The organism is Photobacterium sp. TLY01, assembly GCF_021432065.1.
In the GTDB taxonomy this organism is placed as follows: Bacteria; Pseudomonadota; Gammaproteobacteria; order Enterobacterales; family Vibrionaceae; genus Photobacterium; species Photobacterium halotolerans_A.
The window spans coordinates 1-26,861 of sequence record NZ_CP090365.1 but is presented as its reverse complement, the minus strand read 5'-3'; the positions used below and the strand labels follow the sequence as shown (position 1 = coordinate 26,861).

The window sequence follows — 26,861 nt, the reverse complement described above, 5'->3', positions numbered from 1 at the left end:
GTAAGCGAGTGCGATGTATCCGGTCGGTGAGTCACCCACTTTCAGTTGGGCAAGGTTGGACATATGGATACATTTCAGCGAACAGGCACTGTCTTGCTGCTTTACTGTGCAAGTGTCATGGCCCTGATCACCATCAGCTTTTTATTGTTTGAACAGGATGCAATGGGATGGGTGTCATCAGCCATTTCTCAGCTTTCCGGTTCTCACGGTTCCGGGCTGTTTCTGCTTTTTCTCTTTGTTGTCGTCATCCTGGCATTTGACATTGTTCTGCCTGTGCCTTCGAGTGTGGTGGCTATGTTCGCGGTAACCGCTCTAGGCCCGCTTCCCGGTGCGGCTTCTGTGTGGCTGGGGCTGACACTGGGTTGCTGTGTTGGATACTGGCTCGGTGATTGCTCGGAAAAATGGATGGGTACGCGCTGGTTATCTGTGAAAGAGCGTCAAAAGGCCCGGCAATTGGCGGACAAAATGGGCGGCGGCGCGCTCATCATGATGCGGGGTGTGCCTGTACTTGCTGAGACCTCAGTGATTGCGGCAGGCATGCTTGGGTATCCCTTTGCTAAATTCTTACTGTTTACCTCGCTGGCCAACGGCTGGTTAGCTGGTGCTTTTGCGTATGTCAGTCTCTACAGCGCCGAGAGTGATCCTTTCTTTTTAGTGGTGGCTGGCAGCGTACTGATTCCGGTGATTGGCTGGTTGCTGCATAGATTCTGGCAACGAGTGACGCCAGTATCCGCTGTTTCCTCAACATCACATACCCAGCCGTCAGCAACCGAGATTGAGACAATCAAAGCCCGCTTTACAGTTCAATACCAATATCCCGTCTGTTTTACGCACGATGTTTTCTCCCCCAGCAACTCGGATTTATTAACGCTCTTGCTCAGAGCGCGCCGGGAAGAGGCGGTTCAAGGTTGTGTGTTGATTGTTGATCAGGGGGTCGTGAATGAAAGTCCCGACTGGCTGGAACAGGCGCAGGCTTATTTTCAGCAACATCAGCAATACATACACCTGAAAGGACAACCTTTGGTGGTGAAAGGCGGGGAGGCGATAAAACAGGTATCGCAGACAGACCTGCTGTATCAGTACCTGCTGAATCATCAGGTGGACCGACACAATGTGGTGATTGCTGTGGGCGGTGGTGCTGTGCTGGACACTGTGGGTTATGTGTGCGCGACGTTTCACCGCGGTATTCAATTGCTGCGCATGCCGAGTACAGTGCTGGCTCAGAATGATGCGGGTATCGGGGTGAAAAATGGTGTGAACGGTTATGGGTCAAAAAACCTGATTGGTACTTTTTGTCCGCCTTTCGCCGTGCTGAACGACTTTTCCCTGCTCAATACCTTGTCATACCGTGATCGTCGTGCGGGTCTGGCGGAAGCGGTGAAAGTGGCCGCCATCCGCAGCGGAGAATTTTTTGACTGGCTGGAAAACAATGCGCATTCGCTGAATACCTTTGACGATCAGGCCACTCAATATGCTATCGCGCGGTGTGCTGAGCTGCACATTAACCAGATTACGCTTGCCGGCGATCCTTTCGAGACCGGAAACGCCCGTCCGCTGGACTACGGCCACTGGGCCGCACATAAACTGGAAGCCATGAGCCATTATGAGTGTCGTCACGGCGAAGCCGTTGCAATCGGCATGGCGCTGGATGCTTATTATGCGGCAGAGATCGGGCTGTTGAGCCAGGGTGACTTGCAAAGGTTGATTCAGCTGCTGACAGCACTCGGTTTTGCCTTATGGCACCCGGCGCTGGATCGGTGTGATGAGCTTGGCCAGCCCGTGGTGTTTCAGGGGCTGGAGGATTTCCGGCAGCATCTTGGCGGCCAGCTATGTGTCACGCTTTTGTCGTCTGTCGGGGTGGGCGTCGAAGTGCACGACATTGATGCAGACCGGTTGCTGAGCGCCTTACGTGCCCTGAAACGCGAGCATCAGGCTGAAGTGAGCGCGCGAAGTGAGTCGCTCACTTTATCGGAGGTAGGCTAATGCGCCTGCATACCTGGCTGACACTTGGCCGCGCCTCCAATCTCCCCAGCGTCTGGAGCAATGTATTTGCTGCGGCATTGATTGCGCAAACCAGTCTGAACACCAAGATTTTGGGTAACGACGCACTGAGTACTGGCGCAATGGATAATGAAGCATGGATACCGGGCAGCCTGAGCCTGCAGATCATGCTTTGGACCGGTTGTCTGTTATCCCTTTCACTGATGTATCTGGGCGGCATGTTTCTGAATGATGCTTTTGATGCCAACTGGGACAGACGGAACAACAACACCAGGCCCATTGCTCAGGGCAAGGTCTCTGTTGCCGCTGTCTGGCTCAATGGGTTGGGGATGCTGGTGCTGGGAATGGGGCTGGCAGGGAGTTTGTATCAGCGCGCGGTTCCCGGACAGGCGGCCTATGGCTGGGTTGCCGTTGGTTTACTGGCAACATTGATTCTGCTGTACAACCTGGTCCATAAGCGGTTCAGGCACAGCGCGGTGCTGATGGGCGGATGCCGTTTGAGTGTCTACCTGATTGCTGCGCTCATGCTGGCAGAGATTACCCCTGAGCTGTTTCTCGCGGCATTGGCGCTGTGTCTCTATATCAGCGGAATCACCTATGTCGCCCGTGAAGAGCACACGAATAAAGTCTCTCAGCTCTGGTCCGTCGGGTTGCTTTTCCTGCCTGTTTTTCTGGTCAGTCTTCTGGGTTATTCCTTCCCGTTTTTCTGGCTCTATGCCTGCGGTCTGAGTTTGTATTTGCTTGATACCCTGCGACGTTGCCTGTTCACTCCGCACAAAAATGTACGGGGTTTTATCGGCGGTCTGCTTGCGGCTATACCGCTGCTGGATGGCTTAATGCTTGCCAGTATGAATCTGATTCTGCCGAGCCTGTTGTGCGTGGCGGTGTTTTTCATCATGCCTGGTTTACAGAAGTGGATACAGGCAACCTGATCGTGTGAGACAAAGTCATGCATTCACGACGTTTTGATACGCCACTTAGCCCTTTTTCACCCGACGCACTGCAAAGTGAACTGGCGGTTGCCCTGACCTCTGAAGCCAGGACCTGGCTACAGGTTGCCAGAGACAAGATTCTTGGCACCAAATCTGTTGAGGGCGCCGTGTCCGCTTTGCTGCTCACCAGTGCCATGGCACGGCGAAAGCTGGGGCAAGCGGTGTTGCCCTATCAACCCGAAGGCACCGATTGGCGGGTGGATCAGGCCGGGCGTTTACTGCTGTTACTGACGCTGAGAGCCAGAGTGCCGGTTTCGGACTGGAGTGATGTGTTGTTCTCTATCTATCGTCAGTTCGATGAAAACGAGAAGATTGTTCTGGTCAGGGCATTGGACTGGTTGTCCAGTCATCATGAACTGAACGGTATTGCGCACGAAACCGCACGGACCAATGATGTGAACCTGTTTGCGGCACTGGCGCTGAATAATGCCTACCCGGTGAAGTATTTCAATGAGCGGTCGTTTCATCAGTTAGTGCTCAAGGCGCTGTTTCTTGATTTGAATATTGATTCAGTCAGAGGCCTGCCACTGCGCCAGTCGGCAGAACTGACACAACTTTGTGCGGATCTGGTGCAGGAAAGGCTGCTGGCTGAACGCCAAGTGCCAGAGTCAATCTGGCTGGGGATGCGCTTTCGGTATTTGTCTGACAGTGGCAAAGATACCTATCTGGGGTATGTCTTTTCCGAGTCTGATGCGCATCAGTATTACGCCTTACTGGCACTGGCTAATAATGGTGCACAGGACTGCCCGGATTCATTCTGGCAAAGGCTTGCAGCAAGGCAATCACAGTCACTGACCAGCGAGGTTCAACAACTGATAGACCATCTTCTGACCGCGTCTCGCTTTGGCCATTCTCAATCGCTTTCTTCACTCACCGGGTACTTCAATCATGAAATATTTTGATCCGCATATTCACATGGTGTCGCGCACCACAGACGATTATCAGCGTATGTTCGCCGCCGGTATTGTCGGCGTTATTGAGCCGGCTTTCTGGCAGGGGCAACCACGAACCTCTGTGGGCAGTTTCATCGATTATTTTGACACCTTGCTGGGCTGGGAAAGGTTCAGAGCCAGCCAGTTTGGTATCCATCATTACTGCACCATGGGGCTGAACCCCAAAGAAGCCAATGATCTGGGACTGGCGAAAGAAGTCATGGCAGTGTTGCCACGCTTTCTGGCCAAAGACGGGGTCGTTGCGGTCGGCGAGATCGGCTATGACGATATTACGCCTGAAGAAGAGCTGTTTATGGCAGAACAGATGCAGCTCGCGATGGAATTTGAATTGCCGGTTCTGGTTCACACCCCGCACAGAGACAAAATCGGCGGAACGAAACGCACCATTGCGTTGATCCGTGAAGTGGGTATTCCAGAACACATGGTCATTATCGATCACCTGAATGAACAAACCTTGCCGCTGGTGATGGAAACCGACTGCTGGCGCGGCCACTCCATTTATCCCAATACCAAGATGTCTGAACAACGCATGGTCGCGCTGCTGAAAGAGTACGGACTGGAAAAAATGGTGGTGAACAGTGCTGCTGACTGGGGATGCAGCGATCCGCTCAAAGTGCCGAAAACAGGCGCTGCGATGCGGCAGGCGGGTTACAGCGATGCGGAGATTACCCAAGTGCTGTTTGATAACCCGATAGATTTCTTTGCTCAAAGTGGCCGTATCAGCAAAGAGGAGGTCAGTATTCCCATCAGTGTGGATCAGACAAAACTTTGGGAATCCAATTCGGCACTGCGCGGGCAAACACCCATTGTAGAAAACTGATACAGAAAACTGGCGTTCGGTTCCAACAACCCACGCAACACGCACAAGGAGAGGCGCATATATGTGGCGACGGAGTGAATTGACTTACTGCAGCAATCTCCATCCTGGCGAGCAACTGGCCGAGGTGGAAGAAAATCTGGCGCGGTATTTTTCCCGTGTGGTCGCCTGGCGCGCGCTGTCAGACATGGCAAGTGGACTTTGGCTCAGTGCTGCTGCAGCCGGTACACTCCAGTTGCCTGAATCGTTAAAAGCGTTCAGAGAAACTCTTGATCGCCAAGGTGTGGTACTGACAAGCCTGAATGGATTTCCTTATGGAAACTTTCATCAGAGGACGGTGAAAGAGGCGGTGTATCTGCCAGACTGGAGCGAACCAGAGCGGCTGAAATATACCTGCCAGTTAGCGGTCATTCTGGCCAGTTGTCTGCCTTCATCCGTGGCGCAGGGGACGATTTCAACCTTACCACTCGGTTACCGGCACCAATGGAGTGAGGAAAAGCAGCAAAAGAGTATTGAACAGTTATTACGGCTCAATGCTGAACTGGCTGTGCTGAAAGCGCTGGAGGGCAAGCACATTGTGGTGTGTCTGGAAATGGAGCCCGATTGTGTGCTGGAAACCACATCGCAGCTGATCGCGTTTTTCTCGGCGCTGACAGCTGCCAATGGTGAATATCCGGTACATTTGGGCGTGTGTTTCGATGTCTGCCATCAGGGCGTGATGTATGAAGACAGCTATGATGCCTTACGCCGGCTCACTGAAGCTGGCATCACAATAGGAAAGATCCAGATTTCCAATGCGTTCGAAGTGGATACGGACAGTCTGCGTGATCCCGTGTCAGATGTGCACGATTTGTTGTCTGAATTCGCCGAAGCGCGTTATCTCCATCAGGTCAAAGCCCGTCGCCCGGACGGACAAATCATGGCTGTATCGGATTTGTCTGAGGCATTAGCGTCAATGTATATGGCGCGAACCGGGCTGAACGATACAACAAGCTGGCGGGTCCATTTTCATATACCGCTCAGCGTTTCATCCTGTATACACCCGGCGATCAAGCCTTTGCACGATACACTCAATGGTGTTTTTCAGTTTCTTGCTGACTATCAGGGTGTCGTGAAGCCTTATCTGGAAGTTGAAACCTACACCTGGGGTGTCTTGCCGGCAGCGTTGCAGCCTCAGGATGATGATGCTCTGATTGACGGGATTGCCGGTGAATTGCACTGGCTGGAGCAGCAACTGGCTGACCGAGGGCTGTTAATTCATGACTAAGCCTTTAATTGTGATCAACATTGTCGGACTCACGCCTGCCCTGCTCGGTGAACACACCCCCCAGCTGAATGCACTGGCCAATGACGGCATCATGTTACCCATGCAAGGGGGTGTTTCCTGCGGTCACAGCAACAGCGCAGGCCACCATGTTGACCGGGTTGTTGCCTGCTGAACATGGCATCGTGGGCAACGGCTGGTATTTTCGCGAACTGGCAGAAGTGAAATTCTGGCTGCAACCCAATCAGCTGGTTCAGGGCGAGAAAATCTGGCACAAGCTTAAACGGGACAATCCCGGCCTGCGGTGCTCGCAACTGTTCTGGTGGTACAACATGTACGCGGATGTTGACCATGCGATCACGCCGCGTCCGCATTATCCTGCCGATGGCCGCAAAATCTTGGGCCTGTATTCAGAGCCGTCGCAGTTGCATCAGGAAATCGAAGCCAGGGTCGGTACATTTCCTTTTTTTAATTTCTGGGGACCAACGGCCGATATCCGATCCAGCCGCTGGATTGTCGATTGCGCCATGCTCGAATTCACCATGAATCGCCCGCATCTCCAATTGGTGTATTTACCGCACCTCGACTACAACCTGCAGCGCTTAGGGCCGGACTCACCGGAGATTGCCAAAGATCTGGCGATGATCGATCACGAAGCCGGGCGTTTGCTTGATTTTGCCCGTGAGCAGGGCGCTGATGTCATGGTGGTCTCTGAATACGGGATTACGCAGGTCAGTCAGTCAGTGTCTGTCAACCGGCTGTTACGAGAAGCCGGTTTACTTCGCGTTCGCGAGTCACTGGGCTGGGAATTGCTCGACTGTGGCAGCAGCCGGGCTTTTGCTGTTGCGGATCATCAGGTTGCGCATGTGTATATCAAAGATCCGGCAGACCTTTCTGCCGTGAAATCTCTGTTGCAGGCACAACCGGGTATTGCGCAGGTGCTTGATGACCGCGATCAGCAAGCGTATGGCATTGCGCATCCGCGGGCAGGAGAATTGGTGCTGATCGCCGAGCCGGGCTGCTGGTTCAATTATTACTACTGGCTGGATGACAGCAAAGCGCCTGATTTTGCCCGCACCGTGGATATTCACCGTAAACCCGGTTACGACCCGGCAGAACTGTTTGTCGACCCTACGATTCGTTTCGTCAAACTGAAAATTGCCGCCCGATTGCTCCAGAAAAAACTCGGGCAGCGCATGCTCATGGACGTCATTCCTCTGGATCCTTCCCTGGTGAAAGGCAGCCACGGGCGTCTGGCCGAACGGCCGGAAGATGGACCGATATTCATAACCAATAATAAGCAGATGTTAGACCGGTTGAATCAGCCGGATTGTCTACTCATGCAGCAAGTTTGTGGTCTGTTGCAACAGCACTTTCAATAGCGAGGCAATATGAGCTACTTAAATAACTTGCGGATGGTGTTTTCCGGTCGGTTTCAGTCGGACGTATCAACCGTCAATAATGATGTGCGCCATTTCGATGTCGACAAGTTCGTCCCCAAGTATCAGGAATACGGGCCGGGTGCGACCAATGGCTGGTGGAACCCGTGTGGCTCCGGTGCGTTTCGCTTGATCGACTGCAGAGTAACGCAGGTCGGCTATCAGGACGGTACAACTACCAGTGATCCGGCCAAAGATCCTGTCATCGGCATGTTGCTGGGTGGCTCTAATGATCTGGTCAGTGCCAAAATGGTGGACTTGGATCCGCAGATGCAGATGGTCTCTGAAATCTGGGGGCTGAGCATGCGGCTGACGGACGGCAAGACGCCAGATTTCGTGGCAGGCCGTTTTTTGCCTGCACCATTTCGTGACATTCTGTTTGGCCGACAGCAGGGCGGCGGTGCCGGCGATCAGGCTGCCACGGCAATTTATCAGTCGGTACTGGAGGATCTGAGTTGGGTTGATTCCAGTCATTCCCCTTTTCTGCAGCAGCTGAAAGCAATGACAGAGCAGGTTGGAAAACTGTCTGTCCGCATGATGCTGTACAGCTACAACATGGATCATAAGAATCCGGACTTTACCATTGGCCGTGTCAGCGGGGTGATTGGCCCGGCATTGGATTTTGAGCCGGATACCTTTGTGCTCGGGCGTCGTTTTGCGCCAGCCAACGGGCAGAATACGACACAAAACATTAATTTCTTTAATGCTCAGGTGGATGCTGCCAACCGCAATCTGTGCGTTGACTTCAGTAATGCATTACCGCTGTCGGGCACTGACGGCGCCTTTGTTGATCTTGGCAAGATGAAACTGGTGGTCTTAGAGCCGCCTTTTGAGAACATCAAAGAAGGCGACACCCAGCTCATCGCTGGCAATCAGTTTACCCCGATTGGCGGTGCGATCCCTTATCTGACACCGGACTGGCTCAATGCTGAAGGGGCGCTGTTCAATGTCACTGATATTGACCCGACTCTGCTTCAGAAAATACAGTGCCAGCCGCTGGCCTTGCTGAGCACAGACAACAATGGCGTGCTGATCCGGGAAACGGCAGAAGGGCTTCTGGTGCGGGCCGATCAGGTGGTACATCGGTTAAATCCGGCTGTACCTGTGTCGGTCGATCTGTACGCATCCCGTTATGGTATTCCTGCTGCCGGAGAAAAGATTGCCGTGACGCTCCAGCCGCCGGCAAAAGGTATGGGCGGCGGTGGCCCACAACCGGCAGATGTGCCTATTCCTGTCATCAACATCCCGGCATCTGCCATCTCCCTCGGCCAGACCGTCGCCACCGACTCACACGGCAGGGCGCATTATGGTTACAGCGTTTCGGCGCCGGGTAATCCCAGAGAGTATATCGACGGCCAGGTGTATCTACTCAGTTACACACCGGTGAGTGATCCGGGTTATATCCAGCAGATGTTTGATTTTATTGCCAATCTGGTCTTTGACAAATTTACCGTGCCCGATAAACCCACCTGGGATGACATCAAGCCCATTATGAGTCAGTACAACAACCTGTACCCGATCATGGGCCGCATGCTGGTTAATCTCAGCAGTTACGATTCGATGGTGAGATTCCGCAATCTGCTGGAACTGGCTTTCTCCCGCGAGCAGAGCGATCCGAATTACATGCCTGTCACCCGTGATCTTTCCGAGCCGAAGCGACAAATGGTGCTCAAGTGGCTGTGCGAGCAGGACGCCAACGGCAATTACCTGCTGCGAAGAGGGCAGAACGACGCGCCTTTACCGATTGAACCTTGTGCTTCTTGTGAAATCAGCTCGCCACTGGCAAAAGCCAGCCTGGAAGCGGAATCATCACAAGATATCAAAGGCTCAAAAGAACTGGCTGCGGAGCAGTATCGTCGCAATCTCACTCAACAAGATTAAAGGCGGGTACGAACATGTTGAAACTCAAAAGACAAATCATTGATAAAATTCGCGATATTTCCGAAGTGAGCGAATTGCGTGAGTATCTGCAAAGCGCGATCGAGCTTGAACACGCGACAGTGCCTGTGTATCTGACCGGTTTGTTCTCGCTGAAACAGGCGCAGAATGTCGAAGCCGGCAATATAGTCCGCAGTGTGGTGATTGAAGAAATGCTGCACATGAGCATTGCCTGTAATGTGCTCAATGCAATTGGCGGTGCGCCGCAAATCAACAAGCCCGATTTTGTTCCGACGTTTCCCGGTCCCCTGCCTATGGGGGTGGGGGAAGACAGAGGGTTAATTGCCACCCTGGCACCGTTGACCAAAGAGCAGGTGAAAACCGTGTTCATGGCCATCGAAGAGCCGGAAAACCCCATTGATATCCCAGTAACCCGTATGCTCCAGGCAGATGCCAATTACGCCACGATTGGTGAGTTTTATCAGGCGATTATCGACAAAATCGTGCAATTGGGAAACAGCATTTTTACCGGCGATCCCAGCCGCCAGCTGGCTGACACCAAGTGGTTTCCGGCGGATGAATTATGGGCCGTAACCGATGTGGAAACTGCTTGCAGCGCACTTAAACTGATTGTTGAGCAGGGGGAGGGCAGCAGTAAATCGCCGACCGATGAAGAAGGTGAGCTGGCGCACTATTACCGATTTGCCGAAATTTATTATGGCAAACGCCTGGTCAAAGATGCCAGTTCACCGGTTGGCTGGTCATTCAGCGGCGAACCCGTGCCGCTCAATCCGGAGGATGTATACAACCTCCGGCACAATGCCAAGGCGCAGGATTATCCTGAGGGCAGTGTGGCCCGGCGCTACGCGGAGCAAACTAATTACACTTACTCATCTTTGCTGAACTCATTGCATCACACCTTCAACGGTGAGCCGCAACAGTTGGATCATGCCATGGGGCTGATGTATGAACTGCGATTAAGTGTACAAAAAATGGTCACAATCGATTTGGGCAATGGCGAGTTTGCCGCGCCGCCATTTCAGTATGTAACGACCAATGTATGAGGCTGGCGTATGACGAATCCGTTTGTTTTCCACGAGATTGTCACGCCATCCCCCTATGACCTCAGCCATTTTTATGGCGAGGTCTTTGGCTGGCAGTTTCAACGTATTGATGATCAGGGAACCCTGTACGCTATCCGATCTTCCACACCGGGCTGTGCACCGGTTGGTCTGCTGACAAAAACCTCGGACGAACCGGGGTTTTCTCAAAATACGCTGTTTTATATTCAGGTTGAGGCGATCGATACATTTTTGCCAAAAGCAGTATCGTTTGGCGCTCAGATCGTGATGCCCGCAATGGCGTCTTCGCTCGGGGAATGGCAGTACCGTCTGGCTGTGCTGTGCGATCCGCAGGGAAACCACTTTGGGGTGATGAAAGCGGTAACGCGAGCCGGGCAGGTAGCAGCGCTTCCCGAAACGCCCTTTGATTTCAATGAAATCGTGACAGCGAATCCTTCGGCATTGGTCGAGCGTTTTTATCGGCCCTTGTTTGACTGGGCGATTGAGATGACGGGCTCTGCGGAAGCGCCTTTTTATACCATCAGTACCGACCAGAACGCGACACTGAGCGGCGGCATTGCGAAAGTCAGCGATCAGCCCGGATTTCATGCGTACGCCGGTTTTTATATCAAGGTGGACGATATCGCCCTCAGCTTAGAGAAGATTGCTCAGATGGGCGGTGAAGTGATTATGCCGGAAGTCACAGTGCCCTTAGGGGATGAAATGGTGTCGATTGCCATGTTTACCGACCCGCAGCGCAATCAGCTGGGATTAATTCGCCGGATTCAGGGAGTGAAGCCATGAGTTTGTTTTGTTCAGAAAAAAGAGGTTTGCTGTTCAGTACTCTGACGCCCGGCGCCCTGAGTTCTCATGTCCTGGCAGTCGGCGCTCTGGTTGCAGGAGTTATGAGTAGCGCTGTTCATGCTGCTGACAATGATGATGCCCCGGATGTGTATTTTACGATGGGTGTGCATAATGATTTTGGCTGTCAGCCTGCGTCTAACTGCCTGCCACAGCGTCAGGCGGGCGATCCGAGCGATCCTCAGTATCCGGAGTACTGGATCAGCGACTGGACCATGTTCCGGGTGTTCCAGAACTATGCGGATAATCCGCCGCCTTACACCAACCCGCCTTCTACACTGAGTCCGCAGGATTATACGGTGTCATACGGCACGACCTATTACGACAGCACATACAAACCAGCAGACGGTGATGGTGAAGGGGCAATGATGGAGCATTATCACAAATACTGCCTGCCCATTTTCCCGATAGAAAATAACGAATATTCCTGCTCGTTTGTGTCTCTCGGAAATAAGGCGTACTTCCTGACTTATCCGGAAGACAGGCCAGCCGATATGCCGGAATGTTGTTTGTTCTCGCCGCAAAATCATCCGCCTCGCCGGGATTTTATCAAGCACTTACCGTATAGCGCCAACCGGAGCGCGTTGCTGAATGGATCAGTACAGGCCTATGCGCTGACCCTGCAAGGACCGGAGCCGATCTTGTTTGGTTATGCATTCAATCAAGCACTGTCGCCTGACGCTGCGACCGGCGAATGGTACAGACATCCGCAGTCTTTCTATTTCTCGGGAGATTCGCAAACCGCAAAAGCCCCTATTGTCAGTCAGAACTACACCAGTTTTCGTAAGCAACAACCTCAGGCAGCAGATACCTGGGACACAGTCGGCCAGATGTGTACAGCGCAGCCTTTGCCCAAGTGTCAGCTGTTTACGTATCAGGCCCAGCAGGACAACAAAGCACTGCAGGCCGTGCCGGAAAAACGCGGCGCTGGTGTCTGGAGTGACTTGAAAGCACCACGTCTCAGACCATCGGGTGAGTAATCACGTTAACGGGACAGGTACTCTTGTGGGCTCTTTGGTGGTTGTTGTGCAGTAAGATTATCGGGACAGACAGGTTATCTCGTCTGTCCCGATTCAGGTTACAGGTCTTTCTGATTTGCCGATGCCCAGCTTTGCTGAAATCCAGCCACCCAGAATCTGACCTCATGCTGTGTTTGCGGCAGTTGTATGGTCGCCCATTCGTTCATTGAGAAGATGTCATAGACAGACTGCAAGTCTTCACGCGAGTTGGGTGTGGCAGTCAGTGCATTGGATTTAGCATCGCACCAAACGGTCATATTCACCGCGACGTTATTCACCGGAATCGTCGTTGTCGTTTTTGGCGCCATCTGGCTGCAATCGCCTTCCCAGTCAAAATAGACCGCCAGGTTGCCTGATTTTGATCGGGTCAGGGACGAGAGAAAATTTCTCGCCGTTAATTTTTCAGAGACCTGTTGATAGGTTTCATTCAGCTTTGCTTTCACCCTGAAGGCATCATTCGATGTGAGTGTTACGCCCTGAACTAATTCTTTCCGGGTACTCAGAATGCCTAAGCCATAGGTTAAGAAAAACAGGATGTCGCCATCGATCTCGTCGTTGCTGAACTGCAATAAATAATCATTGGATGCTGTCTGAGAGAGATTCTCTGCAATCACAGCAAGGCTTTTTCTTCGTTGAGAGACATTTGAATAGCTTTGGATGGATAGCGGATAAAAAGAGGTAATGGCCCGGTTTTCAGTGATATTTTCGGCACGAAAATTAAAGTAACTGACCATCCTGCCGTCCACTTCATCTATTTTCGTGTAACCCGCATGTGCGTTACCAGCTTCAGCATGTACGCCAAATACGATAAAAAATGGAAGTGCGAGAAATAAAAATTTAACCATCATTGCTCTCCAAAGATTAGACGGTTCAGGCTATCACAGGTGCTTGGGCTGACTGTTATTTCATCAGAATTTAGTGAAGCTGTTCGAAGAATTCATCCTTGTTCCGGTGCCGGAAATTAACGGGACAGACACTTTAGAAGTTAGCAGGACAGGCACGTTTATGGCTCAGTAGTAACGGAAGAAATTAGAGGGACAGACACTTTTGCGTCATGAACCAAATTAACAGGACAGGCACTCTTGGGTTGATTTTTGTGGTGAATGAACTCTGATATTCACAGAGCAATCCTGAATAGGATTGCTCTTGTCTTAGCGGGGGAATGATTGTCAATAAGGAGAGATCAATCAGATAGCAGCGGTGACGGCTTCAGCCTGACATTCTGCATCAACCAGGTAGTTGGTTTGATCAAATTCCTGCCATGAACCTGTTGCCGCGCCATCAATCACCAGGATTGAGACAAGGCCGTAGTCGATGAAAATACCCAGCAGTGTGGTGGCATCAAAAGATTTAGACACTGGGATCACTGACTCGCAACCGTTTTCTTCTACACGGATTGTGTATTCTTCTTTCTTTTTAAACGACGTCAGAACCTGGCCCTGGCCCATATAGCGCTCATTAACATAAATTTTCGCATTCGGGCTTTTACTGCGAATGCTGACTTCCTGGCTGGTACCGCTAAACATGGCCGCGCAGCCATTCAGCATGAACAGAGCAATAAATAAACAAAACAGCTTTTTCATTGTTTACCTTGGGTTTGTGAGTTGTTGAAAGGGATACGACAGAAAAGGGCGTATCAAAAAGATAATTCACCAAAAACTAATCTAAGTGGTTGATGAAAATGTCGGACGGGATTGTACATGAAATACAATAAACTAGAAGCGGTTTTGTGAATAAATCTATTAATATCAGTGCTCTATATGGATTTTCTGTTGTGCACATAGCGGGGTGTTTTATTTCGATTTATTGCTTGGCTATTCAAAATGGCAGCGTGAAAAGTAAATCGGGTGCCTTTTGATAAAGAGTGGGTTGTTTATAATCTCAGAGCGAAAGAGGATAGAAAGAATAATGCTGAGCATCGATTAAAAAATAAGATGTGACTAATTATTCTTTTTAAAGCATCGCAATAATCAGGTTCAGTCAGGACAGACAGATTCAGTCTGCCCTGACTCATTTGCGTCTTTAATTCATCTTCATCGGTTCAGATATTTGCGCTGAACGCGTATCGGATGCGATCCCCTGTGGGGTGGCTGAGCTTCTGGCATAGTGCCATTCGCGAAAATCACTGCCGGTTGGCGCTTGCGAGACGCGTAATCCGAACTCGGGCAGCACGGCATACAGGTGATCAAAAATATCCGACTGGATCTGCTCGTATTCCACCCAGACCGTGGTATTGGTAAAGCAGTAAATTTCCAGCGATATCCCTTCGTGTGAAGGCGGCAGTTGGCGCACCATTAATGTCATGTGTTGATGAATATTCGGGTGCTGGCGAAGATAGCGTTCCAGATACGCACGGAAACTGCCAAGGTTCGTTAAGCGGCGGCCATTGATACGGCAGCCTAAATCCGACTTCTTTTGCTCGTTGTACTGATTGATCTCTGCCACTTTATGTTTGATATACGGCTCAAGCAGCTGAGCTTTTTCCAGATAGCGAATCTCGTTATCGGCCAGAAAGTGCACGCTGGTGGCGTCAATCAGCACGCTGCGCTTAATACGGCGTCCGCCTGACTGCTGCATGCCTTTCCAGTTTTTAAATGAGTCTGAAATCAGCGCATAAGTCGGAATCGTGGTAATGGTTTTATCCCAGTTCTGCACTTTCACCGTGGTCAGACTGATATCAATCACATCACCGTCGGCACCGTATTTCGGCATTTCCAGCCAGTCGCCAACACTGAGCATTTTATTGGCGGATAACTGAATGCCTGCCACCAGTCCCAGAATCGGATCTTTAAACACCAACATGATCACTGCGGTCATCGCACCCAGACCGCTGAGCAGTATGACCGGAGATTTACCGATCAAAATCGAGGTACTCAGCAGGGCTGCAACCACAAAAAAGATGATTTTCAGACTCTGCGAAATGCCTCGCAACGGCATATTGCGGCCAGCCTGCGTCCGGCTTAACAGCACTTCAATCACACCCAATACCGCGTAGAGTGTCAGTAAGCTGTACAGCACGATCCACAGCGACGTGAAAGTTTGCAAAATCTCATACACGGCGCTGTCGTCAGACAGCCACAAGTGCGTTTGCACCGCAATCACAATGCCCTGAATCAGCAGAGCAAACCGGCTGAAGAGCTTTTTGCCAAACACAGCTTGGTGCCAGAGCGTTTCGCTATGCCCGGTAAACCGGTTCAGCCACAGAATCACACCGCGGTGCAGGATGAAATGAATGACGACAGAGATACCGGCGATCAATCCTAGCACCTCGCCGAGATCAATCAGTTGTTCAATATGAATATTGTGAGAAGTAAACCATTCAGTAAGCATGAAAAATAGTGCTGCCATAAATCACAAACAGGCCGTCAATGTAGCATGGATAGCGGCTGTTCAACATGAGGGGAAATGTTAAATCTGGGTGGAGTGGGGGATTGTGTGAAGTGCTGATTGGGGAGGTTATAGGTTTCATTAAACGATTCACTTCGTGTGGTGCTACTAAATAATCCCAGTTCGTAATCTCTGTATTGGTTATCTAAATGCGTGTGTTTAACACTCTCGGCCTTAGTCGCTGTTTCGCCATATTAGATTTTTGAAATATGAAGGCATAGCTGTTGGAATAATCAAGGCCAGAGGAGAAAGAAAAATTTCTCAGGTGTAGACACTTTGTAGACACTTGGCTATTTGGGGTATAAAAAAGGCCACTTAAAAGCGGCCTTAAATACTTCGAAAAAACCGAGTTATTCTTTCCCGTACACGTTATTTTCTTGCTCACGAACACGGATGAAAGTGGTGCGTTTGGTTAGCTCTTTAAGCTTCGCCGCGCCAACGTAGGTGCAGGTTGAGCGCACGCCGCCCATGATATCCTGGATAGTGTTTTCAACCGGGCCACGGTAAGGCAATAGGACGGTTTTTCCTTCAGCGGCACGGTAGTTGGCAACACCGCCAGAATGCTTGTCCATCGCGCTCTGGGATGACATCCCGTAAAATTTCATGAATTGCTGGCCGTCTTTTTCAACGATTTCGCCGTTGCTTTCTTCATGGCCGGCCAGCATGCCGCCCAGCATCACGAAATCGGCGCCGCCGCCGAAGGCTTTCGAGACATCACCGGCGCAGGTGCAGCCGCCGTCGCCAATGATCTGTCCACCCAGGCCGTGTGCGGCATCCGCACATTCGATAATGGCAGACAGTTGCGGGTAGCCGACACCGGTTTTCACTCGAGTGGTGCACACTGAACCCGGGCCGATACCCACTTTGACGATGTCTGCACCCGCCAGAATCAGCTCTTCCACCATGTCGCCGGTGACGACGTTACCCGCGCTGATGACTTTATCAGGGAATGCTTTACGGACTTTTTCCACGTACTCGACCAGGTGCTCAGAGTAACCGTTTGCAATATCAATGCAGATAAACATCAGATCGTCGGTCAGCGCCATGATGTCTTTGGTTTTCTGAAAATCAGCATCTGATGTACCGGTTGAGACCATGGCGTGTTTCAGGACATCAGCACTGTTTTCTTGAATGAAACTGGCCCAGTCCTCAACACTATAGTGTTTGTGAATGGCGGTCATGACATTGTGTTTTGCCAGTGCTTTAGCCATGTCAAAGCTGCCGACTGAGTCCATATTGGCGGCAATAATAGGAACGCCTGACCATTGACGACCGCTATGCTTGAATGTAAAATCGCGGGTTAATTCAACTTGAGATCGGCTTTTCAGGGTTGAACGTTTCGGGCGAAACAGTACATCTTTGAATCCCAGTTTCAGGTCTTGTTCGATACGCATGGAAGTTCCTTCTTTATCTTCTCTGTGATTATCGGATATTGCTCGTCAGTAATGCGCTATTGGCAGATAGCAAGTTTCCTGAAGAGCAGGCACAAAAAAACCGGAGCGTTGGCAGACGCTCCGGTTTTCAGCATTATAGGCGCAGTTATTTTTTCTACAAGCCTGAAAAATGCATTTTTTTTATGGTATCCTCCCGAAGATTGCATCCAGACGTTTTACCCCGACTCCTACAATCAGGTGGCGTTTTGGTGAATCCTCAAGCATTCAAATCACTTCATAACCAGACGCGGATGACTTCCTGAATCCGAATGTCAAATTTATTATTTTTTGCTTCCAATCTGTTTCAATCCTTGGATAATCCTATGAGTCTCGCTGGCTAAGTGGATCGATTTACCTTGTTTAACAAAAGAAAAACAAAACAGATATTCCCGCTGGATTTCTACGGTGAAGATGGCAGCTGGCGCTTTATTCTGCGGGCTTACTCGTCTGATGAAGTTCTGGATGCTATGTATTGGCGTGCATATATTTCTTGTCACAGGAAGGAGTTTGATCTGCTTCATCTAGCGATCGACAAGTTTAACTATAAGTACAACTACTCGGCCTCTGACGTCTCGGAGTTGCATTTGGGGGCCGTGGGGTCTGCGATGCGGGTGAATATGATGGGGCCGATTGTGCCGGTCAAACATTTACTGGCTAATATAGCAGAAAGGCTGGCAAACAAGACGAGCGGCACTGAGAAAACCCAAGCCGCAACGCATGCTGGGCAATTTCAGGCAAAGTCATCTTAAGCGCTGAATTATGGCCTGAATGACGACTGAATATTTAAAAGGAGCGATGGCTCCTTTTTTAATGTCTGATTTTGGTAAAAGCTTGTGGAGACATTATCTTAAGTTCGCTATGTTAGGAAATGAATCTGACAATAATCATGTAGGTGAATGGATGAACTCATGGACGCAGGGCAGATCTCTGGCCGTATCTTTGTTGCTGGCGACTCAGTTTGGGCTGGCCAGCAATGTGCACGCCACCACGGATCTGGCATCCATGTCAGAGTTGGTGGGTAAGTGGCAGTGCCTGCCGGATGAGAAGGCATCAGATAAGGAAGAGAGCTGGGTGAATTATGACTTTCATCATGATGGAAAAGTCAGCTCTAAAGAATGGATTCGCTATCAGGATCAGGGCAAAACTGAGCTGGAATTCAACTTATTTGTCGACTATCACCTTGAGTCGCTGGAAGGTGAATACCGTTTAAAACCTTTATCAATGAAACGGGAAATTCTGTCAGACCCCAATCAGGCTAATCCTTTTGGTTATGATGCGCAGCGCGATCTCATGGGTTACCGCATCTTCTTGCAGCCGGTGATGAAAGGTAAAAACGCAGCGCAGTTCGAAATGTGGTATCACATTACTCCGCAGAATCATTTCTCTATGCAATGCCAGCGCCAGGCAGCCTGACCGAGCAATCAGTCTTTGCGCAGGTTGCTCGCACTTGAGATGGGTGTAGGAAAGCGGCTTACGACCCAATAAGTGGACAGGATGAAAGTCATGAGGGTCGCGGCTTGAATAAAGAGCATTCCCTGCTCGGAAACCAGACCGGCGGTTAGGGCCGAATAAGCCAGCAATAGCGAGAACTCGCTGGCTTGACTGAGCCGGGCAGACAGCTCCTGAGGCGCTTTTTCCTTTGCCAGTTTTAGCGCAATCATGAAACCTGCTGCTTTTACTGCCACCAGCAGCATTCCAAATAGCCCACCCCAAAGCAGTACAGTACCGCCTTGTGTGATGTCCATTTTTGCGCCCACCGCGAAGAAAAATAATATCAGAAAAAATTCCCTCAAGGGTTTCAGGTGCAGAGAAATGGCTTGCGAAACCCGGCTGATGGCTATAGACAGCCCGGCTACAAATGCCCCGATTTCATAGGATAAACCCGCCAGGTGACCCGTTTCCGCCCACAGCAAACACCATGCCAGTGCGGTAACAAAGGTGTATTCCTGAATCACATCAAAACGACGAAACAGCGGGAGCACCAGATAGCGGACGCCTAAATAGGCCAGCAGGCAGAGCAATCCTAATTTCAGCAGGATGAGCATAAAGGCGCTGATCATGGCATCTGGTTCACGCACATTCAGAAACAGAATCACAATGATAGCCAGTATGTCCTGTATCAGTAGCACGCTGGTCATGACTTCGCCCACACGTTGATGGTGAAGGGTAGTGGTCGGGATTAATTTCAACCCAATGACGGTACTTGAAAACATCAGCGCGGCGGCTGCCACAAGTGAATCGCCAAGGGACAGGTCGATCAGCAAGCAAAACCCTAATGTGACCAGAAAAAAGAGACAGCAGGTCCCCAGTGTGATCAGGGCGCTTTCTTTAAAGAGAGTCAGCAGTTTGAAGGGTTGCAGATTCAGGCCAAGCAGGAACAGTAAGAGGATGACACCGAATTGGCCGAACTGGATGATTCGGTCGTTGTCATTCAGCAAGCCTAAGCCACTCGGGCCAAGGGCAATGCCGGCAACGATGTACGCCAGAATGATGGGCTGGCGGGCGTACAGGAACATTGTGCCGATTAACGCTGAACTGACCACAATGATCCCGAGTTCGAAAATCATGGTTTGCAGTTCATTTAACATACAGCACCCATACGACAGAAATCAGGCTTGTTGATCCCTTAAAAGCATAGATGCTTTGGTGGGACAGACACGATTGCGACGGGTAAATCGGATACTGCTTTAACGGGACAGTCACAATTGTGACGGGCTGATCGGATGCCATAGTGCCATAGAGGGACAGACATTTATGTGTGGCAGGAAAATCCGGCAAGGATATTCGCCAATCGCTCTATTTTGCTATTGGAGAGCTGGCGATAATCAAAGTAGGGACAGATGACCAGTCGGTGTTCGCGGTTAATTGCGAATTCATTATCCAGCCAGATGAGAGGCACTGTCAGTTTCTCTTCGTGGATCAGTTTCTTGGCGTAGGTTCTGCCCATCATGATGTGGTAGCGAGGGGCGGTGTCTGATGCATCAAGAATGGGCGGATTGAATAACAGCGCGGTTTGGCTGGATTGCTGGAGAAGGAACTCATCTCTGAATGACTGCCAACTCGGTGCATTCGTTGAATGAGGAAACACCTTGCTGTCGAGGGCATAAATCAGCTTGGCGTACACATTGAATACTTTTCGCCAGCCGTTACCGCACGCCTGGCCGATAGCCTGTATTTCGCCTGAAGCCGCAGGCTGTAATTGATCCAAACATGCCATCCCGGGCATACCTGGCCGGTGTTCGATATAGGCAGCTAAGGAAAAGTCGGGACATCCCAGCCCGATAAGGTGTTGCGTGGTATCTTCGGTGATATTGTGTGTTTTTTCAGGCATATGTGTCGATCTTCTTTGTATGCAGTATGTTGAGTGAATGTAAGCGCGATTTTACTTAAGGTTTACTTGCGGTTGACACTGCTTTACCAAGCTATATGTACGCTGTACACATATGTAGAAAAACAGGTAGTGTTATATGAAAACTCTATGGATTGGTATTTTGTGCTTGTCTCTGATTGCACCAGCAACCAGTTTTGCCCATGGTGGCAGAGATCACGGTGGCAGAGACCATGGTTATGATCATGGTTATAAAAAATACTATAAGCATAAACATAAGCACAGACACCATCATCATCGTAAACCGGTAAGACATTATCACCACCATGATGTTGTCGTCATTAAGGAACGCCCACGCAGGGAATATCACCGTACCAATTTACCCGAACTGGTGACCTTTGCTGTGGTCTCTGGCATTACCTATGCGATTATTGATAACGCATTTTATAAAAAATCTGGTGACAATTACGTTTACACCCCATACCGCCCTTAAGCTGCCACCAGACTGTTCCGTTCATTATCCTCCAGATTTGCATACCTTCTGTCAGAAATGGCAGGAGGTTTTTTTTGCACTCTGCGTTTTCGTTTCCTCTGTACATGCAGAAAATATCAATATTTTTGGTGGGATACACATCACAAACGGTATTTTATGCTGGCTTTTTGACGAGTTCACACAAGTGCCACCGCTAGAGTGTCAAACCATTACACAATAAAAATCAATGGGTTACGATTTTTCCTAGCAAGGAACACTGCTTTTTGGTGATGCAAGATTAAAATACCAGTTTGTTAGGCCAGTCATAATCACTTTATTGGTTGGATATTCTTAATTTTACCCATATGTCGAAGTTTACATCTGCAAGGTCTTGGCATTATCGAATTTTCCTTTACCCTAGCTTGTAACTGAATTGTTAATCTCTTGTTTGCAGTTCGATGCAAATGGGAGAGTGTCCGACGCTGTTGCGGACTGCTAGGGATAAGGCGCTGCTAAGAGGAGCTGATGCAATGAATGTTTCACTGGATCGTACTTTTCAACTCACACAACTGAGCGGACAGGCTATCAATGAGCTTTCCCCTTCGTTTGACCATTTACCCAAAACCGGGCATGCAGATGGCGAGTATCGTCTGCGCCGCTATTCCATTGTGAAAGCGACCGCCAATGGTGTACTGCACATGCCACCCAGAGCTTTTGTGCAATCTGACGACATTAACCATTTTCAGGGTAATGTCAGCCGCACTTTTGAGCCTTTGGAGGACAAGATACTCTTTAGTGCCGGGATGCGTGAAATGTGTGAAGTGTTCAAACGCGCCAATGCCTTATCAGATGATCAGGAAATTGAAATTCATCAGATCCGTATTGCTACGCTGGAAGGCGAGACTCAGGTGGCGCCTGAAGGGGTTCATCAGGATGGTTTTAATCACATTGCGGTGATTGGGATTGGGCGTGAAAACATCGAGGGTGGGGAGTTTCTGGTCTACAAGAATAAGAATGAACTGCCTTTTCTGAGTATGGCGCTAGAGCAGGGTGAGGTCGCGATTCTGGCCGACGATCAGCTCTGGCATAACGCGCGGCCCATCAAAGCGGTGAAGAAAGATAAAAAAGGCTATATGGACCTCTTTGTTCTGACAGCCCGGGAGACGCAGTATGCAGTTTGATGTTTCGAGTGTTCGTCAGCAGTTTCCTGCACTGGCTCAACAGATAAATGATGCACCTGTGTATTTCTTTGACGGACCGGGTGGAGCACAGGTGCCTGCCAGTGTTTTACAGGCCATGACGGATTATCTTGGTCGATATAATGCCAATCTGGGCGGTTCGTTTTTCTCTAGCGAGGTGACAGTGTCACTCATGGCAAAGGCGCGTCAGTCTGTTCAGGCATTACTGAATGCGCCGTCGCCCGACAATATTGTTTTTGGTCCGAATATGACCTCACTGACTTTTCAGCTCAGCCGTGCTATTTCACGTGACTGGAAGCAAGGTGACGAAGTGATTGTGACGTCCCTGGATCATTATTCGAACGTGTCTAGCTGGCAGCAAGCGGCGGATGACAAAGGGGTACTGGTTCGTCAGGTTCGGGTGAATCAAGCCGACTGCACGTTAGACTACGAGCACTTTGAATCTTTGCTGAATAATAAAACGCGGTTGGTGGCCGTCACATACGCGTCGAATACAACTGGCTCGCTGGTGGACATTGCGCGCATTGTTAAAGCTGCGCACAGTGTTGGCGCGCAAGTCTATGTTGATGCAGTGCACTATGCCCCGCACAAGCTGGTAGACGTGCAGGCACTGGGCTGTGATTTTCTGGCGTGTTCAGCTTATAAGTTCTTTGGTCCGCATGTGGGAATCGTTTATGTGGCACCTCAGTGGCTGCAGACGTTGAAGCCGTATAAAGTTGAACCTGCGACCGATCTCGGTCCGGGACGTTTTGAAACGGGAACCCAGAACTTTGAGGGGTTGGCCGGTGTCGTGGCTGCCATTGACTATCTGGCACAGTGGGGCGATCCGCAAGACAGCTTCCGCAAGCGTCTGGCAGCCAGTTACACTCAGTACCAGTCTCATGAAGAATCGCTGAGCCAGTATTTTTTGAGCTGGGTCAGGAAATTCAGCAATGTGACTTTGCTGGGTATCGAGGATGATAAACGGCTCGCAGAACGTACCCCGACTTTTGCACTACGTATTGATAATGTACCGCCGTCGGATATAGCCTCCCACCTGGGTCAACAGAATATGTGCGTCTGGAACGGTCACTTTTATGCGTTAGGCTTGTGCCGGCAGTTAGGAGTGCTTGAAAGTGGTGGCGTCGTCCGAATTGGTTTCATGCACTACAATACTCAAGCAGAAATTGATCGACTTTTTGAAGCGTTAACGCCGTTTTTGAACCCTGTTTCTGAATAATAAATAACAATGATTACTGCAATTAGCAGAACACTGTCACAGGCTTAAGCCATTAAGCTGATCGAACGAAAGCCCACGTTTTTCGTGGGCTTTTTGTTGTTTAGTGCATGCTACCCAGTTAAGCATCAGGGTTGGCCTGGCGCTGCTGGTTTAGATACACACCGAGCAAAATCAATATCATTCCCGCGATAGGCCAGATCATATACAAAAGTGTCTGTCCCTTTAAGAACAACAAAATCAAGGTAAGCAAAACACCTACCAGCATTTGCCCGCTGATCACCAGCAAGCTTGTTCGCATCGCTCCAATTTTGGGTAGCACAAGGCTATTAATCGTTACAAATAGCACACCAATGACTCCCCCTGCATAAGCACTTAATGGTGCATTTTGTGGTAAAGAGAAAGAGCTGCCATTCACAAGCAGCACCAATAATGACAGGAAGATAAAACCTATCAGATGGTTCCAGTAAGAAGAGGTTATTGCTGTTCGGTCAAGTCCTAACCTTCCGTTCAAGATGCGGCTCAGGCTAATACAGATACCGTTGAGTACAGCAAGAAAAATGAACAACGCCATGGTTTATCCTCATTAATCGGTGATTTATCAGCAATCAGCTTGGTGTGAAAATGATCAGCATGCTGCCGGATAAAATGCAGCACACCACGACTAAATCTTGCGAAGATAATTTCCTTCTTTTCGAACCCATCAGCCCGAACACATCACTGAGCATCCCGAAAAGTGTCTGTCCCACCAGCATAAAAGCCACAGAGCCCGACAGACCCAGCGGACTATTCACCGTAGCCGCAGCCAGAATTACGGTAAATGCACCGGGAATACCGCCCAGATAAGCCCACTTTGGAACTGGTCTGGGGGCCGGGCGAGTTCGTTTACTCCGAAGATGACAGACAAACAATATAAAGCCAGCAAACGCTGCGCCTATGCCATGTGCAACCCAGGAGGCCAGTAGAGGAGAGCTGTGTGCGGCCAACTGGCTGTTGAGCAAAATCATGAGTGACAACATAGCACCAGCAAAAAGCGCAAGTAGCGCAGGGGATAATTTCAGCATGGATAATCCAACTCATTGTGTCGTGTCTATGATGGATTTTATATTGTGTCTGTAGAGTTTATAATTGGGTTCAATAGAAAAACACTGTTGAGAAATAGTATACAAATGCGTGATAACGATACTTTCAGTACCATCCCGGTTTTTGTCACTGTGGTGGAATGTGGCAGCTTTTCTGGAGCTGCTGAACGGTTGGGGATCACTAAATCTGCAGTCAGTAAACGTATCAATCACCTTGAGGCGAAACTGGGGACGCGTTTACTGAACAGGACAACGCGCAGCCTGAGTCTGACCGATGCCGGTGAGCAGTACTTTGAATCTGCCAGAGCCGCATACAAAATTGCTTGTGAAGCTGAAGATAAACTCGGCCAGTTGCAGGGCAATCCCAGCGGGCTGCTAAAAGTGACTGTCCCGATGACGTTTGGGCGCCTGCATATCAGCCCGTTGATCCCTGAGTTTCTGCAACGATATCCCGATATCCGACTGGAGATGTCACTGGATGACAAAATGGTCGATCTTGTCGAAGGGGGTTATGATCTCTCGATTCGTATTGGTCATATCCCTGAATCCAGCCTCGTTGCGCGGCGGTTAGCGTCTTGCCGAAGTGTGCTGTGCGCAGCTCCGCACTATTTGGAAAAGCACGGTACGCCACAGTCACCAGCGGATTTACAGAATCATAACTGCCTGTATTACAGCTATTTTCGTGGCGGTGCAGAGTGGCGATTTGACGGGCCAGCTGGTGTTGAGAGCATTCAGCCCAGAGGGAATTTCCAGGCTAATAACAGTGAAGTGCTGCGAGATGCTTTGGTTGCTGGCTTAGGTATTTGTCAGATGCCGACCTTTATCGTGGGGGCGGATTTAGCTTCAGGGAAATTGATTCCAGTAATGCCAGATTATGTGTTACCACTGCATGCTGTCTACGCCATGTTTCCAGAACGTAAGCACTTACCTGAGAAGGTAAGGGTGCTGATTGATTTTTTGGTGGAGAAGCTGGGAGGGGATAAGCCAAGTTGGGATAGCTTTAGTTAAAAGGACAGGCACTTTTACTTGTTGTGTCGCTGAAACCTAAATGGGACAGTCAAATGAATGAGTTAACCATTTGGATTTTTTATGGGAAAGCTAAGGTGTCTGTAAGGATAAGACTGATAGCAAGCGTAGCCAGATGCTGCTGGGAAAGTTGAGGCTATTATGTCGATGTAGTAAGGCGCCAGAAATGAGGGGGGGATTAGAGATGCGTTAACCTGACTTGGTCAAAAGCCAAATGCTGAAGCTTTTTCACGATTGGCCAAGCTCTGTTTAATTTATTGGTAACTGAGTACCAGACATTCGTTTCCGTCCCATTAACGCCAAATTGGCTTTCATTGATGACTTTGCCCCTATCATGCTGCCTTTCTCAAATTGTTTGTATGTGCGCAGCCAAGGTGAACTATCCAATCCTAATCGCTTAAGAATGGGTGGCGCGTCGTGTGCAATCTGTCCCGTTTTTCCTTCATGAAAATACCTGCCTGTCCAGTCGAGAAACGCCAGATAATCCGCCAGGTGATAGGGAATTCCTTCTTGTGTGCTGTTGTTTTGGCCAATAAAAGGATAGAGGTAACTCAAACTGGCTTTGGGACTGTGCAAGTTATCTAGACGGGATTTAACTGACGTGAAGTCTGATGTTTCCGGTGTTTCAGCGATACCGGCACGGATGGGGTTTAAATCGACATACGCCATCGCCGCGGCAAGTGCTTTATCATCCAGCAGGGCCTGACTTTTGAACCGTCCTTCCCAGAAGTGACCGCTACAGCCGTCTTCTTTATTTGCTTCGGTAGCAACAAATTGATTGAGCAACCGCATAAACCAGCTGATGCTGTAGAGACGCTGCCGCCAGGTCTGAATGATGGAACAGACTGCGTTGTATTCAGCCTGGGTGCGAATATCTCCCCGTAGATAACGTTGGATCAAGATGGGAGGATTGTGAAATGAAAGCCAGCGATCAATGACGTCGCTGTCAGTCAAAGAGTCGGCTTTGGCTTTGTTTACATGTAGTACAAGGTGATAGTGATTACTCATGATGGCGTAAGCACAGAGGTCGATGCAAAACACTTTTGCTAAGGCAAACAGTCTGTCTTCGACCCAGCTACGGCGATGCTCATAACTGACACCGGACTCTTCATCCTGTCCGCAGAGGAAAGCGCGGCGTACACACCGGGAAATGCAGTGATAATAGGCCGTGGCTTCAAGGCAAATTTGCTGGTGTCTGGCTGTTGTCATGAAAGCGTTCACAAATAAGTTACTGGATGTATGAACAGTATATAAAGACGGGTTGGATGAGAAGTCGGATAGTGAAAAATTCGACGCGATACGCAGTGTGGTGTAATTGAGGTAGTTGTAACTTTCAGGTAATCCGCAGAATCTGACTTAAAGTGCCTGTCCTTTTATGGGCTTTAAAGTAAAGTGTCTGTCCTCTCTATGGGGCCTATTGCGAGCTTTAATCA

26 protein-coding genes are annotated in these 26,861 nt (G+C 49.8%); 17 read left to right on the top strand and 9 right to left on the bottom strand.

Annotation, left to right across the window (positions count from 1 at the left end):
- Positions 1-63: 63 nt before the first annotated feature.
- From LN341_RS15780 to LN341_RS15730, 11 genes are all read left to right on the top strand, one after another.
- Positions 64-1,983, top strand: coding sequence for a 3-dehydroquinate synthase (locus LN341_RS15780; RefSeq protein WP_234205875.1), 1,920 nt, complete (start codon positions 64-66; stop codon positions 1,981-1,983).
- Positions 1,983-2,933, top strand: coding sequence for a UbiA family prenyltransferase (locus LN341_RS15775; RefSeq protein WP_234205873.1), 951 nt, complete (start codon positions 1,983-1,985; stop codon positions 2,931-2,933). Before LN341_RS15780 ends, LN341_RS15775 begins: the two co-directional genes overlap by 1 nt.
- Positions 2,934-2,950: 17 nt before the next feature.
- Positions 2,951-3,895, top strand: a complete 945-nt coding sequence (locus LN341_RS15770; protein WP_234205872.1) for an EboA domain-containing protein — start codon at positions 2,951-2,953, stop codon at positions 3,893-3,895.
- Positions 3,882-4,766, top strand: coding sequence for a TatD family hydrolase (locus LN341_RS15765; RefSeq protein ID WP_234205870.1), 885 nt, complete (start codon positions 3,882-3,884; stop codon positions 4,764-4,766). The genes LN341_RS15770 and LN341_RS15765 overlap by 14 nt, the downstream gene beginning before the upstream one ends.
- Before the next feature lie 61 nt (positions 4,767-4,827).
- Positions 4,828-6,030 (top strand): metabolite traffic protein EboE, encoded by a 1,203-nt coding sequence (eboE, locus tag LN341_RS15760; protein ID WP_234205869.1) that lies wholly within the window; start codon positions 4,828-4,830, stop codon positions 6,028-6,030.
- Positions 6,023-6,202 carry a hypothetical protein gene (locus tag LN341_RS15755; protein WP_234205867.1) on the top strand — a complete coding sequence of 60 codons (180 nt, stop codon included), beginning with the start codon at positions 6,023-6,025 and terminating at the stop codon, positions 6,200-6,202. The genes eboE and LN341_RS15755 overlap by 8 nt, the downstream gene beginning before the upstream one ends.
- Positions 6,177-7,409 carry an alkaline phosphatase family protein gene (locus tag LN341_RS15750; protein WP_234205864.1) on the top strand — a complete coding sequence of 411 codons (1,233 nt, stop codon included), beginning with the start codon at positions 6,177-6,179 and terminating at the stop codon, positions 7,407-7,409. The genes LN341_RS15755 and LN341_RS15750 overlap by 26 nt, the downstream gene beginning before the upstream one ends.
- 9 nt (positions 7,410-7,418) lie before the next feature.
- Positions 7,419-9,347, top strand: coding sequence for a hypothetical protein (locus LN341_RS15745; RefSeq protein ID WP_144409027.1), 1,929 nt, complete (start codon positions 7,419-7,421; stop codon positions 9,345-9,347).
- 14 nt (positions 9,348-9,361) lie between these two features.
- Positions 9,362-10,408, top strand: a complete 1,047-nt coding sequence (locus LN341_RS15740; protein WP_234205861.1) for a ferritin-like protein — start codon at positions 9,362-9,364, stop codon at positions 10,406-10,408.
- Positions 10,409-10,417: 9 nt separating this feature from the next.
- Positions 10,418-11,209: a VOC family protein gene (locus LN341_RS15735; protein WP_234205860.1), complete on the top strand. Its 792-nt coding sequence runs from the start codon at positions 10,418-10,420 to the stop codon at positions 11,207-11,209.
- 101 nt (positions 11,210-11,310) lie between these two features.
- Complete coding sequence (locus tag LN341_RS15730) at positions 11,311-12,246, top strand: hypothetical protein (RefSeq protein ID WP_234205858.1); 936 nt, start codon at positions 11,311-11,313, stop codon at positions 12,244-12,246.
- A 98-nt stretch (positions 12,247-12,344) separates the two neighbouring features.
- Here LN341_RS15730 and LN341_RS15725 read toward each other — a convergent pair whose 3' ends face one another.
- The 4 genes from LN341_RS15725 to LN341_RS15710 form a co-directional block, all read right to left on the bottom strand.
- Positions 12,345-13,133: a hypothetical protein gene (locus tag LN341_RS15725; RefSeq protein WP_234205856.1), complete on the bottom strand. Its 789-nt coding sequence runs from the start codon at positions 13,131-13,133 to the stop codon at positions 12,345-12,347.
- Between the two features lie 339 nt (positions 13,134-13,472).
- A complete protein-coding gene (locus LN341_RS15720) occupies positions 13,473-13,868 on the bottom strand; it encodes a PEGA domain-containing protein (protein ID WP_046220194.1) in 396 nt (131 codons plus the stop codon).
- Positions 13,869-14,307: 439 nt separating this feature from the next.
- Positions 14,308-15,615: a mechanosensitive ion channel family protein gene (locus tag LN341_RS15715; protein ID WP_234205855.1), complete on the bottom strand. Its 1,308-nt coding sequence runs from the start codon at positions 15,613-15,615 to the stop codon at positions 14,308-14,310.
- A gap of 407 nt (positions 15,616-16,022) precedes the next feature.
- Entirely contained in the window at positions 16,023-17,066 is a 1,044-nt protein-coding gene (locus tag LN341_RS15710; RefSeq protein WP_234205853.1) for a GMP reductase, read from the bottom strand.
- A 380-nt stretch (positions 17,067-17,446) separates the two neighbouring features.
- Here LN341_RS15710 and LN341_RS15705 point away from each other — a divergent pair, with 380 nt between their 5' ends.
- Both LN341_RS15705 and LN341_RS15700 read left to right on the top strand, forming a co-directional pair.
- On the top strand, positions 17,447-17,854 hold the full coding sequence (locus tag LN341_RS15705) for a hypothetical protein (RefSeq protein WP_234205851.1): 408 nt from the start codon (positions 17,447-17,449) through the stop codon (positions 17,852-17,854).
- Between the two features lie 151 nt (positions 17,855-18,005).
- A complete protein-coding gene (locus tag LN341_RS15700; protein ID WP_052729952.1) occupies positions 18,006-18,518 on the top strand; it encodes a hypothetical protein in 513 nt (170 codons plus the stop codon).
- An 8-nt stretch (positions 18,519-18,526) separates the two neighbouring features.
- Here LN341_RS15700 and LN341_RS15695 read toward each other — a convergent pair whose 3' ends face one another.
- Together LN341_RS15695 and LN341_RS15690 are read right to left on the bottom strand one after the other, a co-directional pair.
- Positions 18,527-19,693, bottom strand: coding sequence for a cation:proton antiporter (locus LN341_RS15695; protein ID WP_234205849.1), 1,167 nt, complete (start codon positions 19,691-19,693; stop codon positions 18,527-18,529).
- 164 nt (positions 19,694-19,857) lie between these two features.
- Positions 19,858-20,436, bottom strand: a complete 579-nt coding sequence (locus LN341_RS15690) for a hypothetical protein (RefSeq protein WP_046220198.1) — start codon at positions 20,434-20,436, stop codon at positions 19,858-19,860.
- A gap of 136 nt (positions 20,437-20,572) precedes the next feature.
- Here LN341_RS15690 and LN341_RS15685 point away from each other — a divergent pair, with 136 nt between their 5' ends.
- The 3 genes from LN341_RS15685 to LN341_RS15675 all read left to right on the top strand — a co-directional run bounded on the left by LN341_RS15685 (position 20,573) and on the right by LN341_RS15675 (position 23,323).
- Positions 20,573-20,926, top strand: coding sequence for a hypothetical protein (locus LN341_RS15685; protein WP_234205847.1), 354 nt, complete (start codon positions 20,573-20,575; stop codon positions 20,924-20,926).
- 509 nt (positions 20,927-21,435) lie between these two features.
- On the top strand, positions 21,436-22,086 hold the full coding sequence (locus tag LN341_RS15680; RefSeq protein WP_120512880.1) for a 2OG-Fe dioxygenase family protein: 651 nt from the start codon (positions 21,436-21,438) through the stop codon (positions 22,084-22,086).
- Positions 22,076-23,323, top strand: coding sequence for a cysteine desulfurase-like protein (locus LN341_RS15675; RefSeq protein WP_234205845.1), 1,248 nt, complete (start codon positions 22,076-22,078; stop codon positions 23,321-23,323). The genes LN341_RS15680 and LN341_RS15675 overlap by 11 nt, the downstream gene beginning before the upstream one ends.
- 118 nt (positions 23,324-23,441) lie before the next feature.
- Here LN341_RS15675 and LN341_RS15670 read toward each other — a convergent pair whose 3' ends face one another.
- Both LN341_RS15670 and LN341_RS15665 read right to left on the bottom strand, forming a co-directional pair.
- Positions 23,442-23,894 (bottom strand): DMT family transporter, encoded by a 453-nt coding sequence (locus LN341_RS15670; RefSeq protein WP_234205843.1) that lies wholly within the window; start codon positions 23,892-23,894, stop codon positions 23,442-23,444.
- 34 nt (positions 23,895-23,928) lie between these two features.
- A complete protein-coding gene (locus LN341_RS15665; RefSeq protein WP_234205841.1) occupies positions 23,929-24,384 on the bottom strand; it encodes a DMT family transporter in 456 nt (151 codons plus the stop codon).
- A gap of 105 nt (positions 24,385-24,489) precedes the next feature.
- Between LN341_RS15665 and LN341_RS15660 the strand changes: the two genes are divergently transcribed.
- The gene (locus LN341_RS15660) at positions 24,490-25,410 is read left to right on the top strand and encodes a LysR family transcriptional regulator (RefSeq protein ID WP_234205839.1); all 921 of its coding nucleotides are present in this window, start codon (positions 24,490-24,492) and stop codon (positions 25,408-25,410) included.
- A gap of 267 nt (positions 25,411-25,677) precedes the next feature.
- Here LN341_RS15660 and LN341_RS15655 read toward each other — a convergent pair whose 3' ends face one another.
- Positions 25,678-26,637: a transposase gene (locus LN341_RS15655; protein WP_234205837.1), complete on the bottom strand. Its 960-nt coding sequence runs from the start codon at positions 26,635-26,637 to the stop codon at positions 25,678-25,680.
- Positions 26,638-26,861: the final 224 nt, after the last annotated feature.

Bases quoted from the DNA above. Each gene is read 5' to 3' on its own strand.
- LN341_RS15735 (WP_234205860.1), top strand. From the start codon at position 10,418: ATGACGAATCCGTTTGTTTTCCACGAGATTGTCACGCCATCCCCCTAT.
- LN341_RS15770 (WP_234205872.1), top strand. From the start codon at position 2,951: ATGCATTCACGACGTTTTGATACGCCACTTAGCCCTTTTTCACCCGAC.
- LN341_RS15755 (WP_234205867.1), top strand. From the start codon at position 6,023: ATGACTAAGCCTTTAATTGTGATCAACATTGTCGGACTCACGCCTGCC.
- LN341_RS15745 (WP_144409027.1), top strand. From the start codon at position 7,419: ATGAGCTACTTAAATAACTTGCGGATGGTGTTTTCCGGTCGGTTTCAG.
- LN341_RS15685 (WP_234205847.1), top strand. From the start codon at position 20,573: ATGAAAACTCTATGGATTGGTATTTTGTGCTTGTCTCTGATTGCACCA.
- LN341_RS15660 (WP_234205839.1), top strand. From the start codon at position 24,490: ATGCGTGATAACGATACTTTCAGTACCATCCCGGTTTTTGTCACTGTG.
- LN341_RS15675 (WP_234205845.1), top strand. From the start codon at position 22,076: ATGCAGTTTGATGTTTCGAGTGTTCGTCAGCAGTTTCCTGCACTGGCT.
- eboE (WP_234205869.1), top strand. From the start codon at position 4,828: ATGTGGCGACGGAGTGAATTGACTTACTGCAGCAATCTCCATCCTGGC.
- LN341_RS15695 (WP_234205849.1), bottom strand. From the start codon at position 19,693: ATGTTAAATGAACTGCAAACCATGATTTTCGAACTCGGGATCATTGTG.
- LN341_RS15720 (WP_046220194.1), bottom strand. From the start codon at position 13,868: ATGAAAAAGCTGTTTTGTTTATTTATTGCTCTGTTCATGCTGAATGGC.
- LN341_RS15710 (WP_234205853.1), bottom strand. From the start codon at position 17,066: ATGCGTATCGAACAAGACCTGAAACTGGGATTCAAAGATGTACTGTTT.
- LN341_RS15730 (WP_234205858.1), top strand. From the start codon at position 11,311: ATGAGTAGCGCTGTTCATGCTGCTGACAATGATGATGCCCCGGATGTG.
- LN341_RS15715 (WP_234205855.1), bottom strand. From the start codon at position 15,615: ATGCTTACTGAATGGTTTACTTCTCACAATATTCATATTGAACAACTG.
- LN341_RS15775 (WP_234205873.1), top strand. From the start codon at position 1,983: ATGCGCCTGCATACCTGGCTGACACTTGGCCGCGCCTCCAATCTCCCC.
- LN341_RS15780 (WP_234205875.1), top strand. From the start codon at position 64: ATGGATACATTTCAGCGAACAGGCACTGTCTTGCTGCTTTACTGTGCA.
- LN341_RS15670 (WP_234205843.1), bottom strand. From the start codon at position 23,894: ATGGCGTTGTTCATTTTTCTTGCTGTACTCAACGGTATCTGTATTAGC.
- LN341_RS15680 (WP_120512880.1), top strand. From the start codon at position 21,436: ATGAATGTTTCACTGGATCGTACTTTTCAACTCACACAACTGAGCGGA.
- LN341_RS15765 (WP_234205870.1), top strand. From the start codon at position 3,882: ATGAAATATTTTGATCCGCATATTCACATGGTGTCGCGCACCACAGAC.
- LN341_RS15690 (WP_046220198.1), bottom strand. From the start codon at position 20,436: ATGCCTGAAAAAACACACAATATCACCGAAGATACCACGCAACACCTT.
- LN341_RS15725 (WP_234205856.1), bottom strand. From the start codon at position 13,133: ATGATGGTTAAATTTTTATTTCTCGCACTTCCATTTTTTATCGTATTT.
- LN341_RS15655 (WP_234205837.1), bottom strand. From the start codon at position 26,637: ATGACAACAGCCAGACACCAGCAAATTTGCCTTGAAGCCACGGCCTAT.
- LN341_RS15740 (WP_234205861.1), top strand. From the start codon at position 9,362: ATGTTGAAACTCAAAAGACAAATCATTGATAAAATTCGCGATATTTCC.
- LN341_RS15750 (WP_234205864.1), top strand. From the start codon at position 6,177: ATGTTGACCGGGTTGTTGCCTGCTGAACATGGCATCGTGGGCAACGGC.
- LN341_RS15700 (WP_052729952.1), top strand. From the start codon at position 18,006: ATGAACTCATGGACGCAGGGCAGATCTCTGGCCGTATCTTTGTTGCTG.
- LN341_RS15665 (WP_234205841.1), bottom strand. From the start codon at position 24,384: ATGCTGAAATTATCCCCTGCGCTACTTGCGCTTTTTGCTGGTGCTATG.